The following is a 17,189-nucleotide window of genomic DNA, read 5'->3' as shown; positions in this document are numbered from 1 at the left end:
GGCTCTCGGATAAGAAAACAAGAGAGCCTGAATGAATCATCCAGCTTCCGAGGGGCCGGCCGGCGCGGGCCCGCTTGGCCGCTCCCTGACGCGGGTCGAGGACGCCGCCCTGCTGCGCGGCCTGGGCCGTTACGCGGACGACCTGGCGACGCCGCCGGGCACCCTGCACGCCGCCATCGTGCGCTCCCCCCATGCCCATGCCCGGGTGCTGTCCGTGGACGCCTCCGAGGCGCTCGCCATCAAGGGCGTGCGCGCGGTGCTTACCGGCGAGGACGTGAAACGCTGGGCCCACCCCTTCCCGGTAGGCGTGCGCGGCGCGCCCATGGAGCACTGGTGTCTGGCGGTGGACAAAGTCCGCTACGTGGGCGAGCCGGTGTGTGTGGTGATCGCCGAGGACCGCTACCGGGCGGAGGACGCCCTGGACGCGGTGCGGGTGGAGTACGAGCCGCTCAAACCGGTGATCGATCCGGAAAAAGCCGCCACCGAGGACGCCCCGGTGCTGCACGAGGCGGTGGGCGGCAATGTGGTCAACGAGCGCCACTTCCGCTATGGCGATCCGGAGAAAGCCTTCGAGGAAGCCGATCACCGGGTGTCCATCAAGGTACGTTTCCCGCGCAACTCCTGCACCCCCATTGAGTGCTACGTGGTGCTGGGTCATTACCAGCCGGCCACCGGCGTGTACGACATTCTTTCCAACTTCCAGGGCCCCTACGCGCTGCATTCGGTGATGGCGCGGGCCCTGAACGTGACCAGCAACCGGCTGCGCCTGCGCACACCGCCGGATTCCGGTGGCAGCTTCGGCATCAAGCAGGGCGTGCTCACCTATGTGGTACTGATGGGCCTGGCATCACGCAAGGCCGGCGCCCCGGTGAAATGGGTGGAGGACCGACTGGAGCATCTGCAGGCCTCCTCCAGCGCCACCAACCGGGTGGCGGACATGGAGGCGGCGGTGACCGCCGACGGCCGCGTCACCGCCCTGCGCTACGACCAGATCGACGACTGCGGCGGCTATTTGCGCGCGCCGGAGCCGGCCACCTTCTACCGCATGCACGGCAATCTCACCGGCGCCTACGGCATCCGCAACCTGACGGTACGCAACCGGGTGGTACTCACCAACAAGATGCCCAGCGGCCTGAACCGGGGTTTTGGCGGCGGCCAGATGTACTTCGCCCTGGAGCGCCTGATGCATCAGGTGGCGCGGCGGCTGAATCTGGACCCGCTGGAGGTGATGCGCCGCAACCTGGTGCCCACGGACGCCTTCCCTTACCGCACCGCCTCCGGCGCCCTGCTGGATTCCGGCGACTACGCCAATACCGTGGAGCTGGCCCTGCGCGACGGCGGCTACGACGAGCTGATCCGGCGCCGTGACCAGGCCCGGGCCGAAGGCAAACTGTACGGCGTGGGCCTGTGCGCGGCGGTCGAACCGTCGATCTCCAACATGGGCTACATCACCACCGCGCTGACCCCGGAACAACGGGCCAAGGCCGGCCCCAAGAACGGCGCGGTGAGCACCGCCACCATCAGCATCGACCCGCTCGGCGGCATCACCGTGCATGTCTCCTCCACGCCCCAGGGCCAGGGTCACCAGACCGTGGCCGCCCAGGTGGTGGCCGAGGTGCTGGGCGTGGACCCGGCCGGCATTCTGGTCAACGTGGAGCTGGATACCGGCAAGGACCCCTGGTCGATCGCCTCGGGCAACTACTCCAGCCGCTTCGCCGGGGCCGTGGCCGGCGCCGTGCACAAAGCGGCGCTCAAGGTCCGCGCGCGGTTGGCCAACATCGCCGCGACCATGTGGGAGGCCGACGCCGAGCGGGTGCGCTTCGAGGGCGGCAAGGTGTTCATCGAGGACGGCCCCAGCCTGGGCTTCCACCGGGTCGCCGGCACCGCCCACTGGTCCCCCGCCCTGCTGCCGGAGAACGAAACCGGCGGCCTGCGCGAGACCGCCTTCTGGACGCCGCCGCAGTTGGAGGCGCCGGACGACGACGACCACATCAACAGCTCCCTGTGCCATGGCTTCATCTTTGACTACTGCGGCATCGAGATCGACCGGGTCACCGGCGAGATTCATATCGACCGCTACGTGACCTGCCATGACGCCGGCCGCCTGCTCAACCCGATGCTGGTGGACGGCCAGATCCGCGGCGGCTTCACCCAGGCCCTGGGCGTGGCGCTGATGGAGGAGTTCGCCTACGGCGAGGACGGCAGCTTCCTGTCCGGCACCCTGGCCGACTACCTGCTGCCCACCGCCCCGGAAGCGGTGGAGCCGGTGATCCTGCATACCGAAACGCCCTCCCCCTTCACGCCCCTGGGCGCCAAGGGCGTCGGCGAAGGCAACAACATGAGCACGCCGGTGTGCATCGCCAACGCGGTGGCCGACGCCCTGGGCCGCGACGACATCCGGTTGCCACTGACCCCATCCCGGGTGCGCGGCCTGATCGGCATCGATGAGCCGCCGGCGCCGGAGGGCCTGGAGCCGTTGGCGGCGCCCAAGGCCGGCGGGCCGGCGCTGCAGGCGCGGGATTCCGTGGAAGTACCGGCGTCGCCGCAAACCGTCTACGACACCGTGCTCGACCCGGAAACCCTGCGCGCCATTATCCCCGGCTGCCACGCCCTGGAGCTGGAAGGCGAAAACCGGTACCGCGCCGACGTCACCGTGGGGGTGGGCATGATCAAGGCGCGCTTCGCCGCCCGGGTGCAACTCAGCGACCTGGACCCACCCCGTTCCCTGCGCCTGTCCGGCTCCGGCGACAGCGCCATGGGCTCCGCCTCCGGCAGCGCCCACGTGACCCTGGTGGAGCTGGATAACGGCCACACCCGGCTGGACTACGTCTACGAGGTGGACGTCGGCGGCAAGATCGCGGCGGTGGGCGGGCGCATGCTGCAAAGCGCCTCGAAAATCATCATCGGCCAGGTATTCAACCGGCTCGCCCAGCGTCTCACCGGCAAGCCCGCCGGCGGGCTCTGGCAACGCCTGCGCGCCTTGCTGGCGCGGCTGTTCGGAAAAGGAGGCGCGTCATGAAGGCGGCATCGTTCGACTATGTGCGCGCCGAGAGCAAGCGCGAAGTACTGCAACTGCTGCATGAACACGGCGAGGACGCCCGCGTGCTGGCCGGCGGCCAGTCGCTGATGGCCACCCTCAACATGCGCCTCACCCAACCCAAGCTGGTGATCGACATCAACCGGGTGGAGGAACTCAACCGCATCCGCAACGAACGCGGCCACCTGGCGGTGGGCGCGGCGGTGCGCCAGGTGCAGCTCACCGACCGCGCCGAGCTGGCCCGGGAAGTGCCGCTGCTGGCCAAGGCGCTGCCTTGGATCGGCCACTTCCAGACCCGCAACCGGGGCACCGTGTGCGGCTCCGTGGCCCATGCCGACCCGAGCGCGGAGATTCCGCTGTGCCTGGTGACCCTGGGCGGCACCGTGGTGCTGGAATCACTCAAGGGCAAGCGCCGGGAAGTGAAGGCGGTGGACTTCTTCCAGGGACTGCTGACCACCGATCGCCAGCCCAGGGAACTGATCAGCGAGGTGCGTTTTCCCCTCGCCGAGGACGGCGCCGACTACCACTTCCAGGAAATCGCCATGCGCCACGGCGACTTCGCCCTGGTGGCACTGGCGCTGTGCCTGCGCGCCGACGGCGCCCACCTGGGCGTGGGCGGCGTCGCCGACCGGCCGGTGGCGCAAACGCTGCCCCTGGGCGACGAACTGCCCGACGCCCTCAACACCCTGGCCTGGTCGCTGGGCGCCCAGGACGACGTTCATGCCTCCGCGGCCTACCGGCGCCAACTGGTGCGCGAGCTGGGTCGCCGACTGATCGAGGAGCCTTCCCATGCGCGCACCCGCTGAGCAGCGTCATGCCATTGAACTGGAACTCAACGGGGAAACCCGCCACGGCAGCGCCGAGCCACGCACCCAGCTGTGCGACTTCCTGCGCCACGACCTGGGCGCCACCGGCGTGCACGTGGGCTGCGAGCACGGCGTGTGCGGCGCCTGCACGGTGCTGGTGGACGGTGTCGCCTCGCGCTCGTGCCTGATGCTCGCGGTGCAGGCCGATGGCCGCCGCGTGGACACCGTGGAATCCCTCGCCCGCGACGACGTGATGAACGATCTGCAGCAGGCTTTCAGCCGCCATCACGCCCTGCAATGCGGCTTCTGCACCAGCGGCATCCTGATGTCCTGCGTGGAGTACCTGGAACGCGTGCCCGAGCCGGACGAAGCCGGCGTGCGCGACATGCTGTCCGGCCATTTGTGCCGCTGCACCGGTTACACCGGCATCGTGCGCGCGGTACTGGAAGTGGCCGGACAGCGCCGCACGGGCGAATCACAACAACAAGCCTTGGAGAACCGCAACGATGTTTGATCTTGGACGCAGCTTCCTGGCGGCGGTGGAACGCCGCCCCCAGGCGACGGCGATCAGCGACGGCCCGCAACGCCTGAGCTACGAAGCCTGGTTCGACACCATCCAACGGGCCGCCCTGGGACTGCAGGATCTGGGCCTGAACAAGGGCGACCGCCTGGTCGCCGCGATGCAGAACCGCTGGCAGATGGCCACCCTGCACTGGGCCTGCCAGTTCGCCGGTATCGTGATGACGCCGCTGAACTGGCGTTGCACCGCCGACGATCTGCAATGGAGCCTGCACGACGCGGACGCCCGCGCCCTGGTCCATGACGAGGCGGTGCGTGACGCCGTGGCGGCCATGGGCAAGCCGGCGATCCCCTGTATCAGCGTCGGCGACAAGCCCTTCGACGGCGCCCTGGACTTCGACGACCTGTGCGCGCGAGCCCCGGCGGACACCATTCTGCGCGCCGGCCCGGACGACGGCTCCCTGATGCTGTACACCTCCGGCACCACCAGCCGGCCCAAGGGCGTGCCGCGCCGCCACCGCGCCGAGCGTGCCGCCGCCCTCGCCCATGTGGCCCAGAACCTGTACGGCCACGGTGAATGCACCCTGGGGGTGATGCCGCTGTATCACACCATGGGCGTGCGCTCGCTGCTGGCCATGACACTGCTGGACGGCCACTTCGTGTGCATCCCGCGCTTCGACGTGGAAGCCACCCTGGACGCCATCGAACGGGAACGCATCAGCAACCTCTACCTGGTGCCGACCCTCTATCACATGCTCATCGAGCACCCGGCGTTCAGCCCCGAACGGGTGGCCAGCGTGCGCAAGATCGGTTTCGCCGGCGCGCCGATGAGCGACGGTCTGATGCAACGGGTGGAAAAAGCCTTCCAGCCGGAACTGTTCGTCAACCACTACGGCAGCTCCGAGATCTACACCTTCACCATTGATCAGGCGGCCAGCCGCAAGCCGGGCTCCTCCGGTCGCGGCGCGCTCAACCAGCGCATCCGCGTGGTGCGCCTGAACGCCGACACTCCGGCGGACCAGGTGGCCGCCGGCGAGGAAGGCCAGATCATCGCCGACCTGGCCAGCGACGAAGCCTTCGAAGGCTACTGGCGGCGCCCGGACGCGGACGCCAAATCGATCCGTGACGGCTGGTACTTCACCGGCGACACCGGCTTCTTCGACGAGGAGGGGGACCTGTTCGTCACCGGCCGCGTGGACGACCTGATCATCACCGGCGGCGAGAACGTGAGCCCGGCGGAGATCGAGAACGCCCTGTCCCTGCACCCGGCGGTGGAGGAAGTGGCGGTGGTGGGTCTGCCCGACGAGCAGTGGGGCAAGCTGGTGGCCGCCTTCATCAAGACCCGCCACCCGGTCAGCGAGGAAGACCTGGACGCCCATTGCGTGGCCTCCGGCCTGGCACGCTTCAAGCGCCCGCGCCGTTACGAATTCATCGACCAGATTCCCAAGTCCCCGGTGGGCAAGATCCTGCGCCGCGTTCTGGTGGCGGATTACAGCGACCCGCAACCCGCCGAACAGCCCTGATTGATCCAGAACCCGATTGATCCAAAAAAGGAAAACACACAATGAACGTGTCCGACATTGAACAATTTCTCAGCACCGACTTCGACGGTTTCAAGGTGGAGTTGCGCACCGACCAGGAGCGCGGCGACATTATCCTCGGCCGCCCGCCCTATAACGTGATCGCCATGAGCCAGCGCGAATACCTGCGTCAGGTGTTCGAAGCCCTGGATGCCCACCCGGGCGTGCGCGTCATCGTACTGCGCGCCGAGGGCCAGCACTTCTCCAGCGGCGGCGACATCCGCGGCTTCCTGGAAGCCTCCCCGGAGCACGTTTCCAAACTGGCCTGGAACGTGGCCGCCGCCGAGCGCTGCAGCAAGCCGGTGATCGCCGCCAACCGGGGTTACACCTTCGGCGTCGGCTTCGAGCTGTCGCTGGCCTGCGATTTCCGCATCGCCTCGGACACCGCCCGCTACGCCCTGCCGGAACAGAACCTGGGTCAGATCCCCGGTTCCGGCGGCTCCGCGCGGCTGCAGAAGATGATCGGCATCACCCGCACCAAGCACATGGTGATGCGCGCCAAGCGGGTATCCGGTGAGCAGGCCCTGGCCTGGGGCTTCGTCACCGAATGCGTGCCCGACGCCGAGCTGGAAAAAGCCACCGATGCGCTGGTGGAGGAACTGCGCCGCTTCTCGCCGCTGGCCCAGCGCACCGCCAAGAAGCTGATCAACGACAACGAGGATTCGCCGCTCAAGGTGGCCATCGAGATGGAAGGCCATTGCTACAGCCGCCTGCGCAGCTCAGCGGACTTCAAGGAAGGCGTGGAGGCATTCCACGCCAAACGTCCGGCGGTATTCAAAGGCGAATAACCGCGTCGCGACACCGACCGCCGGGGCCCTGCCCCGGCCTGCCCGACCTATAACAAAAACGGAGGCAGCACCATGCCCAAGGAAATGTCCGAGGCGGCCCCGCTGCGCGCCGCCCTCAATACCCGCACCATCAGTACCGGTGTGGTGGCCGCCCTGTTCGGTTGTACCGGCCCGGCGGTGATCGTCATGAACGCCGCCGAGGCCGGCAGCCTCAGCAATGCCCAGACCGTGGCCTGGTTGTTCGCCATCTATGTCCTGGGCGGTCTGATCAGCGTGATCTTCTCGTTGCGCTACCGGCTGCCGATCAGCGGCGCCTACACCATTCCCGGCGCCGCCATTCTGGCCGCCTCCTTGCAGATGATTCCCTTCAACGAGGCGGTGGGTGCCTTTATCGCCAGCGGCGTGATGGTGCTGCTTCTGGGCGCCAGCGGCCTGATCGGCCGTCTCGCCCACTGGCTGCCGGTGCCCATCGTCATGGCGATGATCGCCGGCGCCCTGTTCCGGTTCGCCACCGGCGCCGTGGACTCGGTGGTGGCGGCACCCTGGGTGGCCGGTATCGCCGCCCTGGCGTTCTTCCTCACCGGCCGGCTGCTGCGCTCGGTGCCGCCGGTGCTGGTGGCTGGCGTGGTCGGCCTGGTGATGGCCCTGTGGCTGGGCCAGTTGAAACCCGCCGAGGTGAGCCTGGAGTTCGTGATGCCCGGCTTCACCGCGCCGGCGTTTTCCTGGCAAGCGTTCTTCGCCATCGCGGTACCGCTCACCGCCCTGGTGATTGGCGCCGAGAACGCCCAGGCCATTGGCGTGCTGATGGCCGAAGGCTATGAACCGCCGGTCAACCGCATGACCATCGCCAGCGGCGTGGGCGGCATTCTCGCCGGCCTGCTGGGCGGCCACAACGCCAACATCGCCGGGCCGATGACCGCCATCTGCTCCTCCGAGCAGGCCGGCGAGGACCCGCGCCTGCGCTACGGCGCCTCCCTGGTCAACGGCATCCTGTTCATGCTGTTCGGCCTGTTCGCCGGCCTGGCGGTGCCGTTTATCCTGGCCCTGCCCAAGGCGTTGATCATGGTGATCGCCGGGCTCGCCATGATCGGCGTGCTGCTCGGTGCCTTCCAGCAAGCCTTCCGCAAGAACGGCCCCTGCCAGGTGGGCGCTTTCGTGGCGCTGACCGTGGCGATGAGCAAGTTCTCCCTGCTCGGCATCAGCTCGCCGTTCTGGGCGCTGCTGCTGGGCGTGGCGGTATCCGCTCTGCTCGGTGAGATCGGCGCCGCCCGGCGCGCGGAGGCCCAGGCATGAAGAAGTACGCCAACCCGGCCAGCGTGGTGGCGCTGCTGTGGGCCCTGTTCCAGATCTGGATGGTCTACGGTTCGCCGCTGGAGTTGATCGTGGCGGTGCCGATCCACGTGATGTTCGGCGTCATGCTCACCTTCATCACCCATCCGCTGATCGCGCCGCCGGAAACCGGGCCGCGACGGTTTGGCGTGAGCCGCGCCAGTGATTACCTGCTGGTGGCGGTGGCCGCCGCCATCGCCGTGCATTACTACCTGAACGGCGAAACCCTGATCACCCGCATCGCCATGGTGGATCTGCCCACCACCACCGATCTGCTGGTGGGCGTGGTCACCATCGCCCTGGTGGTGGAGGCGGTGCGCCGCTCCCTGGGCATGGGCCTGACCACCGTGATCCTGGTGTTCCTGGTCTATCAATTCTGCGGCCCGCTGCTGCGCGAGGTGCCGCTGTTGCGCATCATCGGCCACGACGGCCAGCTCAGCCGGACGTTCTTCGAGACCTTCATCGATCTGCAGACCATGCAGAACGAGGGTGTGTTCGGGATTCCCAGCATCGTCTCCTACGGCCAGGTGTTCTATTTCCTGCTGTTCGGCGCTTTCCTGCAGCTGTTCGGCGGCGGCCAGCTGTTCATGGATCTGTCCATGCTGCTGGTGGGCCGCCTGCGCGGCGGCATGGCCAAGGTGTCCATCGTCTCCTCCACCCTGTTCGGCGCGGTCAGCGGCAGCGCCACCGCCAACGCGGCGGTGATGGGCATGTTCACCATTCCCGCCATGAAGCGCTCCGGGATGAGCGCCGAGCAGGCCGCCGCGGTGGAGGCCACCTCCTCCACCGGTGGGCAACTGATGCCGCCGGTGATGGGCGCCGCCGCCTTCCTGATCGCCCAGTTCATGGGCATTCCCTATGCCGAGGTGGCGCTGGCGGCGATCATTCCGGCGCTGCTGTTCTATCTGGCGCTGTACTTCGTGGTCGATCTGCTGGCCCGCCGCAACAATCTCAGCGGCCTGACCAAGGCGGAGCTGGAAACGGACTGGGGCAGCGTGCTCAAGCGGCTCTATCTGCTGATTCCGGTGTGCGTGCTGGTCTACCAGATCATGGCCGGCCGCGCGCTCAGTTCCGCCACCCTGGAAGCGGTCTGGCTGACCGTGTTCCTGGGACTGTTCACCCGCTGCTGGGACGGCTTGCGCGAGCACGGCCCCGCCGGTCTGGTCGGCGCCGTCCGCTCGGTGGTCAGCGACTCTGTACAGGCGCTGGACTCCGGCGCGCGCAGCGCCATCGCCGTGGCCATTCCTTGCGCCGGCGCCGGCATCGTGGTGGGCATCGCCTCCAGTACCAATCTGGGCCTGACCTTCGGCACCTTCGTAACCACCCTGTCCGGCGGCATGATGATCCCGGCCCTGCTGCTGGTGATGATCATGGTAATCGTCATGGGCATGGGCATGCCCACCACCGCCGCGTACATCATGGGCGCCATTCTCGCCATTCCGGCGCTGGATAAACTGGGCGTGCCGCAGCTGTCCTCACACTTTTTCGTGCTGTACTTCGCCGCCCTGTCCATGGTGACGCCGCCGGTGGCGCTGGCCGCCTTCGTGGCCGGCGGCATCGCCAAGGCGGACGTCTGGAAAACCGGCTGGGCCGCGTTCCGCTACAGCCTGGCCGGCTTCCTGGTGGCGTTCGCGTTCGCCTTCAGCCCGGCGCTGCTGCTGCAAGGCGAATGGACCAAGATCGCCACCGCCACGATCACCGCCGCCATCGGCTGCTACGCCCTGGCCGGTTGCGTGGCGGGCTTCCTGCGCACCCGCAATGCCAGGCTTGAATCGGTGCTGCTGCTGGCCGCCGCGGTGCTGCTGATCACGCCCAAACTGACCGCTTCGCTGGTCGGCCTGGTGCTGCTCGCGGTGGTGCTGGGCGGGCAACTGTGGCGCCGGCGCGCAGCCGACACGGCATCCGTATCCACCGCGCGGCAAGAATAACGTTCGACTCAACTTTTATTATCAGGAGAACAAAAAATGCGACATCTCAGCTTCCGCTCTCTCGCTCCCGCCCTGTTCGCGGCCCTGCTCGCCCTCAGTGGCGCGACGCAGGCCGCCGATCCGGTCAAGGTGAAATTCGCCGCCGGCCCCACCGGCACCACCTGGTACGCCTACGCCGGCGCCCTGCGCACGGAAATGCTCAACGGCCTGCCGCAGGGCTCCACGGTGGACATCCTCGGCACGCCGATGGCGATCGCCAACACCAAGCTGCTCACCGCCAAACGCACCGACGTGGCGCTGATCTTCCCGCCGGTGGCCTCCTGGGCGGAGCGCGGCTTCGGCCCGTTCGACAAGAAAATCGACAATATCCGTGGCCTGGTGGGCGGTCTGGATCAGTACTACCAGCGCGTCACCGTGCAGAAGAACAGCGACATAACAAGCCTCGCCGACATCAAGAAAAACAAGCTGGCGGTGCGCATCGGCACCGGCCCCCAGGGCAGCCTCAATGAGTACATCGCGCGGCTGATTCTGGCCGCCAACGACCTCAGCTACCAGGACATCGAATCCTTCGGCGGCAGCGTCAGCCGCTCCAGCCTGAGCATTCTTCAGGACCAGTTCGGCGACGGTAAACTGGACATGATCATCGGCATCACCACCGCCGGCCACCCCAACACCTCACAGCTGTCGATCACCCCCGGACAGCGCTTCCTGAGCCTTAGCGACGACGCCATCGCCTACCTGGAAAAATACGGCTTCAGCCCGGCCACCATGCCGGCGGACCTGTTCGAGGGTCAGAGCGAGCCGGTCAAGGGCGTGGGTTTCAGCACCTCCATCTACGCCAACGCGGACATGCCGGAAGAAGAGGCCTACCAGATCACCAAGGCGATCATGGAAGGCCGCGAGAGTGTACAGCGCTCGTTCGGTTCCATGTCCGGCTGGACCGTGGACGGTTCCGCCGCCGATGAAAACCTGGCGGTACCGTTGCACCCGGGCGCCCAAAAGTACTACCAGGAAGCGGCGCAAGCACAATGACCACCGCCAGCGCGCAAGGCCGCACCGGCGGCCAGGTGATCGTCGACCTGTTGCGCCGCAACGGCGTGGACCGGGTGTTCACGGTGCCGGGGGAAAGTTTTCTGCCGGTCCTCGACGCCCTCCATGATGCCCCGGACATCGAACTGGTGGTGTGCCGTCAGGAAGGCGGCGCCACCATGATGGCCGAGGCCCATGCCAAGCTCACCGGCCGGCCCGGAGTGTGCTTCGTGACCCGCGGGCCGGGCAGCGCCAACGCCCTGGCCGGCCTGCACGTGGCGTCCCAGGACTCGACGCCGCTGCTGGTGTTCGTCGGCCAGGTGCCGAGCGGCTTCCAGGAGCGCGAGGCCTGGCAGGAAGTGGACGTGCAGGCGCTGTTCGGTTCGGTGGCGAAGTGGGCCGTCGACCTGCAGCACAGTGAGCGGCTGCCGGAGTATCTGGGCCGCGCCTTCGCCACCGCCCGTTCCGGCCGACAGGGGCCGGTGGTGATCGGCCTGGCCGAGGACCTGCTCTATGAATCGGTGGCTGTGGTGGACGCCGCCGCCGTCACCCCGACCCAGAGCTATCCGGCGGTGCGCGACGTGCGCGCCCTGGAGCGCCGGTTGGCGGCGGCGCGTCGCCCGCTGGCGGTGTTCGGCGGCTCCGGCTGGGACAGCGAAAGCCACGACAAACTGCGCCGCTTCGCGGAGGCCCACGGCGTGCCGGTGGTCACCGGCTTCCGGCGCCAGGACCGCTTCGACAACAGCGACTCCCTATACGCAGGTGACGCCGGGCTGGGCATGAACCCGGCCCTGGCGGCGCTGATCGAGGACGCGGATCTGATCCTGGCGGTGGGCACCCGGCTCGGCGACATCACCACCCGCCACTATCAACTGCTGGAGGTGCCCCGCCCCCACCAGCAACTGATCCATGTGCACCCGCAGCCGGAAGAGCTGGGACGTGTTTATCACACCGATCTGGCGATCTGCGCCGGCGTGCGCGGCTTCGCCGAAACCGTCGCCCTGCGCGCCGACCGGCCGCTGGACGACAAACGCCGCGCCTGGCTGGAACGGGCCGGTCAGGTGTACCGGGACTGGGCAACGCCCACCGAATCCCCCGGCCCCATGCAACTGGCCCGGGTAGTGCAATGGCTCGGCCAACGGCTGCCGCCGGAGGCGGTGGTCAGCAACGGCGCCGGCAACTACACCCTCTGGGTGCATCGCTTCTATCCGTTCCGCGCCCTGGGCAGCGCCCTGGCGCCCACCTCCGGCTCCATGGGCTACGGCCTGCCGGCGGCGATCGCCGCCAAGCTCGCCGACCGGCAACGGCCGGCGGTGTGTTTCGCCGGCGACGGCTGTTTTCTGATGACCTGTCAGGAACTGGCCACCGCCGTGCAATACGGCGCCAACGTCATCGTCATCGTGGTCAACAACGGCTCCTATGGGTCCATCCGCATGCACCAGGAAAGGCAGTATCCGGGCCGGCGCTACGGCACCGATCTGGTCAACCCGGATCTGGTCACCCTGGCACGCTCCTTCGGTGCCGAGGCGGAGCGCGTGGAAGACAGCGAGGATTTTCCGGCGGTGTTTGAACGGGCCCTGGAGGCGGACCGGCCGTTTCTGATCGAGCTGCCCATCGATCCGTCGATTCTTAAACCCTGAGCCGGTGGTGATCGCGGCTAAAGCCGCTCCTACGGTGCATGCACCCACCGTAGGAGCGGCTTCAGCCGCGATCCGCCACTTGCGCCGGGATCACTCCCCCGCCGGTGCGCCCCGCTCCGGTCGGGGCTTCTTCTGCGCATCCAGCTTTTCCTGAATCTCCGGTTTGCGGGCGTCATCGGACATGCCGTTGAAGAGCGTGCCGATCACGCCCTTGTTCAGGTCGCTGGTGCCGAACAACGCATCGCAGAGTGGAAACGTCAGGTTGAAGTTCTGGGTGTGCATGAAGTCCGGATTGTGGTGCAGCACATGCATGCGCCGCACCGTGTTCACCAGTGGCAGGCGATCCAGAATCGGATGTTCCAGGTGGGAAGCGGTGTGCAGGCCTTCGTACATAAGAAAGTACGCGGCCATGGTCAGCACCGCGATGTACCCCGCGTTGGCGGACCACAGCACGCCGAGCAACAGCGCCGGTGGCACGGCGGCGCCGACGAACAGCACCGGCGCGAACGGGGGAAACAGCAGCGCCCGCCAGTCCCGCTGGCCGTGATAATCCAGGGTCCGGTGGGAAAAGAACTGGTGGTGGGTGGCCACGTGGCGTTTGTAGGCGGATTTCAACAGGCTGCGCGGGCTGTGCAGCAGGTAGCGGTGCCCGGCCCATTCCGCCCAGTTGCCGAACAGCAGCATGGGCACCACCACCAACAGCCATTCCGGCCAGGTGGTATCGTGCAGGCGCGTGGCGCAAAACAGAATCACCCCGAAGGTAAAGACCAGGGTGAACGCCAGGTGCATTTCGCCCCGGTACCAGGCGGGCGTGGCCGCCCGGTACTGCTCACGGAAAGCGTGGGACTTCTCGACAATGACCTCTTCTCTACTCGGTTTCATGGTCCGCTCCAATCGTGGTTTGTTGGAATACTTATTGATGGCGGAGGCGTGGGGGTGCCGGGTGGCCCCGGCGGGGATCAGTGCATCACCGAGCCCCCGTCCACCACCACGGTCTCGCCGGTCATGAAGGCGCTGTCGTCGGAGGCGAGAAACAGCAGCGGCCCGATCAGATCCTCGGGCATCTGGTCGCGCTTGAGGGCTCGGCTGGCCAGTACCGGCGCGGTGAGCGTGTCGCGCATGGCTTCGTTGGCGATCACGCCCTCGCTGAGCACCAGCCCGGGGGCCAGCGTATTGACGGCGATGCCGAACTCACCCAGCTCCCGGGCCAGGCCGCGGGTCAGGGTCAGAATGGCGCCTTTGGAGGTGACGTAATGCAGCAGCCCCGGGGTGCCCTTGAACGGCGTGCCGGAAGAAATATTGATGATGCGACCGTAATTCCGCGCCTTCATGATCGGCGCCACCGCGCGGGCACAGACAAAGGGACCGCGCACGTTCACCGCCATCACCTTGTCCCATTCGTCCAGGTCGATCTCGTCGAAGGGCCGCATTTGCAGGGAAGCATAGATGGCGGCGTTGTTGACCAGCACGTCGATGCGACCGAACCGTTCCTTGACGGTTTCCGCCATGGCCCGGGCCTGGGCCTGGTCGGTGACGTCGGTCTTGATGTACAGGGCCCGTTGCCCGCCGGCCTCGATCTCGGCGGCCACGGCACTGCCGTCGAGCACGTCGGCGATGGCCACGTCGGCGCCCTCCGCCGCCAGTGCCCGGGCGTAGGTGGCGCCGATACCCTGAGCGCCACCGGTGACGATGACGACCTTGTCTTTCATACGATTCATAACAGTTCTCCTTATAGGAAGGCGGTCACCAGATCGGGCATCCAGGTGATCAGCAGCAGCACCAGCACCGTCACCAGCAGGAACGGCAACAGCGCCTTGATGATGTCACCCGGTTTGCAACCGGTGACCCGGGAAGCCACGTAGAGGGCCGCGCCCACCGGCGGCGTCAGCAGCCCCAGGGTCAGGTTGATGCACATCAGCACGCCCAGGTGATAGGGATTGATGCCGTACACGGACTGCGCCACCGGCAGCACGATGGGCACCAGCAGGATCAGGGCGGCGATGCCGTCCAGCACCATGCCGACCATCAGCAACAGGCCCATCAATAAAAGCAAATAAACGAACGGGTCGGAGGTCATGCTTTGCATCAGCTCGCCCAGCCGTTGGGGCAGCTGTTCGTAGATGATCACCCAGCCGAACACCGCCGCCGCCGCCACCAGAGCCAGCACCACGCCGCTGTTGATGGCCACTCGCAACAGCATGTCGCCCATGCGGTCGGTCTTCATCTCGCCGTGGGCGAAGCGGCCCACCAGTACCGCCATGGCGGCGCCCACGGCGGCCGCCTCGGTGGGGGTGGCCAGGCCGCCGACAATGCTGCCGATCATCACCACCGGCACGCTCAGCGACGGAATGCTCGCCACCACGTTGCGCAGCGCCTGGCGCAAGGTCAGCCGCTCGTTCTTCGGGTACTCATGAATAAAGCCGAGCACGGCGATGACCAGAATGAAGCCCACCGCCATCAGCAGACCGGGGACGATGCCGGCGATAAACAGATCGCCGATCGAGATCTGCGCCAGCACGCCGAAGATCACGAACAGCATGGACGGCGGAATCACCGGCGCCAGCAAGGCGCCGGCGGCGGTGGTGGCGGTGGCGAAACTGCGGTCGTACCCCTTGCGGTGCATTTCCGGCACCATCACCTGGGACATCACCGCCACCTGGGCGTTGGCGGAGCCGACGATGGACGCCAACATCATGTTCGCCAGGATATTGATATAGGCGAGCCCGCCGCGGATGGAACCGAGAAAGACCGAGGCGAAGGCCACCAATCGGCGGGTCAGCCCGCCTTCGTTCATCAGTTCGCCGACCAGCATGAACAGCGGAATGGCCAGCAGGCCGTACTGACTGAGCCCGCCGAAAAACTGCTGCGGGTAGGACAGAAACAGCACCGCGTTGTCACTGCTGACGATGTAGGCCATGGCACTGACCGCCAGCACCAGCGCGATGGGCACGCCGATAAAAAGCAGAACGAGAAAAATAACGGCTACCATGGAGTTACTCCGCCACCGGGTGTGCTTCGGGAGGATCGACGAACTCCGAGCGCGGGGTCCGGCAGGTGCACAGCAGGTTGGCCAGGGCGTGCACGCTGCTGGTCACCGACACCACCGGCAGGATCAGCCAGAACCAGAACTTGGGCACGCCCAGGGTTTCGGTGGGCTCCTGATAGATGTAGTTGAAACTGTCCGCCGCGAAGGTCTCGATATTGAAATCGCTGTGGATCAACAGCAGCGGGTTGAACCAGCGGTAGCACAGCACGATCAGCGCCACGCAGAACCCCAGCACCACCACGTCGGAGGTCAGCTGCAGCACCTTGCGGGCGGTGGGCGGCACCGCGCCGGTGAGCAGCGTCACCGCCACCGCATCGCGGCTCTTCAGCGTGATGCTCAGACCCAGCATGGCCAGCCACACCATCATCAGCACGGCCAGCTCATCGAGCCAGAAAATCGGTGCCTTGAAGAAGCGGCCGAACACGTTCACCAGAATCATGATTGGCAGGGCGACCACAAGAAGACGGACCGCGCCACGTTCCACACGGGCGAACCCGTTGCTTAACGCCTGAATCATAACGGGGGTTTCCTGACGGTGATTCTTTCGGAAACCGGGCCGCCGGGGCGACGGCCCGGGCGGGCTCAGAGTTGCCCGGCTTCCTTGCGAAGCTCGGACAGGACCGGGGCCTTCTTGGTCCAGATCTCTTCCCACTGATCCAGTTTGTCGCCGAAGTAGTCGGGACCGGCTTCCACCACCTTGACGCCTTCGCTTTCGATGTCGGCGCGGGTTTTCTCGCCGAACGCCATGTAGTAAGCGGCCAGCCCGCCCAGGTGCTTGCGGGTCAGTTCGCGGAGAACATCACGGTCTTCCTCGCTCATGCCGGCCCAGGTGCGGCCGGATACCAAGCCCACCACCGGGAACATCATATGACCGCTGAGCAGCAGCGTTTTGGCGCGTTCGTAGAGACGCAGTTTCCAGACCAGTTCCAGGTCCGCGTCGACGCCGTCCACCTGGCCGTTGGCCAGGGCATCGTACACATCGGTGAGTGGCATGGGCGTGGAGACCGCGCCCAGCAAGCGGTAGAAATCCTGCACCGGCGGAAACGGCGTGATGCGAATCTTGCGACCATCCAGGGCGGCCACGTTATCGGAGGGGAAGGCGTTGAGCATCATGCGCATGCCGGCCACGCCATAGCCCAGGCCCACGGTGCCGGTTTTGACCGGCAGCTTTTCCAGCAGCCCCTGGGCGGCGGGTCCTTTGAGTAGCTGATCCGCCTGCTTTTCGTTTTCCACCAGATAGGGCGCGAACAGAGCGCCGAATTCCGGTACCCGGTTGACCACCTGGGCCACGGTCATGAACGACATATCCAGCGCGCCGGTCTGCATCTGTTGCAGCATTTGCGCTTCGCTGCCGAGCTGGCCGGCGGGGAACAAGGTGACGCTGTAACGGCCGTCGGTGCGCTGCTCCAGTTCCTTGCCCATCTCCCGGGCGGCCTGACTCCAGGCGTGGTCGCCGGGCACGATCAATCCGAGTTTCAATTCCTTGG

At 66.9% G+C, this 17,189-nt stretch carries 14 protein-coding genes; 9 read left to right on the top strand and 5 right to left on the bottom strand.

Annotated features, from left to right (window positions below):
• The first annotated feature begins 31 nt into the window (after nucleotides 1-31).
• The 9 genes from JF515_RS03585 (at nucleotide 32) to JF515_RS03545 (ending at nucleotide 12,656) form a co-directional block, all read left to right on the top strand.
• Nucleotides 32-3,019, top strand: coding sequence for a xanthine dehydrogenase family protein molybdopterin-binding subunit (locus tag JF515_RS03585; protein WP_203101074.1), 2,988 nt, complete (start codon nucleotides 32-34; stop codon nucleotides 3,017-3,019).
• Nucleotides 3,016-3,843 (top strand): FAD binding domain-containing protein, encoded by an 828-nt coding sequence (locus JF515_RS03580; protein WP_203101073.1) that lies wholly within the window; start codon nucleotides 3,016-3,018, stop codon nucleotides 3,841-3,843. Before JF515_RS03585 ends, JF515_RS03580 begins: the two co-directional genes overlap by 4 nt.
• Nucleotides 3,827-4,357: a (2Fe-2S)-binding protein gene (locus tag JF515_RS03575; protein WP_203101072.1), complete on the top strand. Its 531-nt coding sequence runs from the start codon at nucleotides 3,827-3,829 to the stop codon at nucleotides 4,355-4,357. Before JF515_RS03580 ends, JF515_RS03575 begins: the two co-directional genes overlap by 17 nt.
• Nucleotides 4,350-5,885 carry an AMP-binding protein gene (locus JF515_RS03570; protein WP_203101071.1) on the top strand — a complete coding sequence of 512 codons (1,536 nt, stop codon included), beginning with the start codon at nucleotides 4,350-4,352 and terminating at the stop codon, nucleotides 5,883-5,885. The genes JF515_RS03575 and JF515_RS03570 overlap by 8 nt, the downstream gene beginning before the upstream one ends.
• A 41-nt stretch (nucleotides 5,886-5,926) precedes the next feature.
• On the top strand, nucleotides 5,927-6,730 hold the full coding sequence (locus tag JF515_RS03565; RefSeq protein ID WP_203101070.1) for an enoyl-CoA hydratase/isomerase family protein: 804 nt from the start codon (nucleotides 5,927-5,929) through the stop codon (nucleotides 6,728-6,730).
• Between the two features lie 72 nt (nucleotides 6,731-6,802).
• Nucleotides 6,803-8,023, top strand: a complete 1,221-nt coding sequence (locus tag JF515_RS03560; RefSeq protein ID WP_203101069.1) for a benzoate/H(+) symporter BenE family transporter — start codon at nucleotides 6,803-6,805, stop codon at nucleotides 8,021-8,023.
• Entirely contained in the window at nucleotides 8,020-9,987 is a 1,968-nt protein-coding gene (locus tag JF515_RS03555; protein ID WP_203101068.1) for a TRAP transporter permease, read from the top strand. Before JF515_RS03560 ends, JF515_RS03555 begins: the two co-directional genes overlap by 4 nt.
• A 36-nt stretch (nucleotides 9,988-10,023) precedes the next feature.
• The gene (locus JF515_RS03550) at nucleotides 10,024-11,019 is read left to right on the top strand and encodes a TAXI family TRAP transporter solute-binding subunit (protein ID WP_203101066.1); all 996 of its coding nucleotides are present in this window, start codon (nucleotides 10,024-10,026) and stop codon (nucleotides 11,017-11,019) included.
• Complete coding sequence (locus tag JF515_RS03545; protein ID WP_203101064.1) at nucleotides 11,016-12,656, top strand: thiamine pyrophosphate-binding protein; 1,641 nt, start codon at nucleotides 11,016-11,018, stop codon at nucleotides 12,654-12,656. Before JF515_RS03550 ends, JF515_RS03545 begins: the two co-directional genes overlap by 4 nt.
• Nucleotides 12,657-12,746: 90 nt before the next feature.
• Here the strand turns inward: JF515_RS03545 and JF515_RS03540 are convergent, their stop codons facing one another.
• The 5 genes from JF515_RS03540 to JF515_RS03520 form a co-directional block, all read right to left on the bottom strand.
• Nucleotides 12,747-13,538 (bottom strand): sterol desaturase family protein, encoded by a 792-nt coding sequence (locus tag JF515_RS03540; protein WP_203101062.1) that lies wholly within the window; start codon nucleotides 13,536-13,538, stop codon nucleotides 12,747-12,749.
• Between the two features lie 77 nt (nucleotides 13,539-13,615).
• On the bottom strand, nucleotides 13,616-14,374 hold the full coding sequence (locus JF515_RS03535) for an SDR family NAD(P)-dependent oxidoreductase (RefSeq protein WP_203101060.1): 759 nt from the start codon (nucleotides 14,372-14,374) through the stop codon (nucleotides 13,616-13,618).
• A gap of 11 nt (nucleotides 14,375-14,385) precedes the next feature.
• Nucleotides 14,386-15,645 carry a TRAP transporter large permease gene (locus JF515_RS03530; RefSeq protein ID WP_203101058.1) on the bottom strand — a complete coding sequence of 420 codons (1,260 nt, stop codon included), beginning with the start codon at nucleotides 15,643-15,645 and terminating at the stop codon, nucleotides 14,386-14,388.
• A 4-nt stretch (nucleotides 15,646-15,649) separates the two neighbouring features.
• Complete coding sequence (locus JF515_RS03525; RefSeq protein WP_203101057.1) at nucleotides 15,650-16,219, bottom strand: TRAP transporter small permease; 570 nt, start codon at nucleotides 16,217-16,219, stop codon at nucleotides 15,650-15,652.
• Nucleotides 16,220-16,284: 65 nt separating this feature from the next.
• Complete coding sequence (locus JF515_RS03520) at nucleotides 16,285-17,181, bottom strand: TRAP transporter substrate-binding protein (protein WP_238400818.1); 897 nt, start codon at nucleotides 17,179-17,181, stop codon at nucleotides 16,285-16,287.
• Between the last annotated feature and the right edge of the window lie 8 nt (nucleotides 17,182-17,189).

The organism is Alloalcanivorax marinus (genome assembly GCF_016785095.1).
Taxonomy (GTDB): Bacteria; Pseudomonadota; Gammaproteobacteria; order Pseudomonadales; family Alcanivoracaceae; genus Alloalcanivorax; species Alloalcanivorax marinus_A.
The sequence above is the reverse complement of the archived record's forward strand: the minus strand, read 5'-3'. Positions and strand labels throughout refer to the sequence as shown.

Excerpts from the sequence above, each read along its gene's own strand:
- JF515_RS03585 (WP_203101074.1), top strand. The coding sequence starts at position 32 with ATGAATCATCCAGCTTCCGAGGGGCCGGCCGGCGCGGGCCCGCTTGGC.
- JF515_RS03580 (WP_203101073.1), top strand. The coding sequence starts at position 3,016 with ATGAAGGCGGCATCGTTCGACTATGTGCGCGCCGAGAGCAAGCGCGAA.
- JF515_RS03575 (WP_203101072.1), top strand. The coding sequence starts at position 3,827 with ATGCGCGCACCCGCTGAGCAGCGTCATGCCATTGAACTGGAACTCAAC.
- JF515_RS03570 (WP_203101071.1), top strand. The coding sequence starts at position 4,350 with ATGTTTGATCTTGGACGCAGCTTCCTGGCGGCGGTGGAACGCCGCCCC.
- JF515_RS03565 (WP_203101070.1), top strand. The coding sequence starts at position 5,927 with ATGAACGTGTCCGACATTGAACAATTTCTCAGCACCGACTTCGACGGT.
- JF515_RS03560 (WP_203101069.1), top strand. The coding sequence starts at position 6,803 with ATGCCCAAGGAAATGTCCGAGGCGGCCCCGCTGCGCGCCGCCCTCAAT.
- JF515_RS03555 (WP_203101068.1), top strand. The coding sequence starts at position 8,020 with ATGAAGAAGTACGCCAACCCGGCCAGCGTGGTGGCGCTGCTGTGGGCC.
- JF515_RS03550 (WP_203101066.1), top strand. The coding sequence starts at position 10,024 with ATGCGACATCTCAGCTTCCGCTCTCTCGCTCCCGCCCTGTTCGCGGCC.
- JF515_RS03545 (WP_203101064.1), top strand. The coding sequence starts at position 11,016 with ATGACCACCGCCAGCGCGCAAGGCCGCACCGGCGGCCAGGTGATCGTC.
- JF515_RS03540 (WP_203101062.1), bottom strand. The coding sequence starts at position 13,538 with ATGAAACCGAGTAGAGAAGAGGTCATTGTCGAGAAGTCCCACGCTTTC.
- JF515_RS03535 (WP_203101060.1), bottom strand. The coding sequence starts at position 14,374 with ATGAATCGTATGAAAGACAAGGTCGTCATCGTCACCGGTGGCGCTCAG.
- JF515_RS03530 (WP_203101058.1), bottom strand. The coding sequence starts at position 15,645 with ATGGTAGCCGTTATTTTTCTCGTTCTGCTTTTTATCGGCGTGCCCATC.
- JF515_RS03525 (WP_203101057.1), bottom strand. The coding sequence starts at position 16,219 with ATGATTCAGGCGTTAAGCAACGGGTTCGCCCGTGTGGAACGTGGCGCG.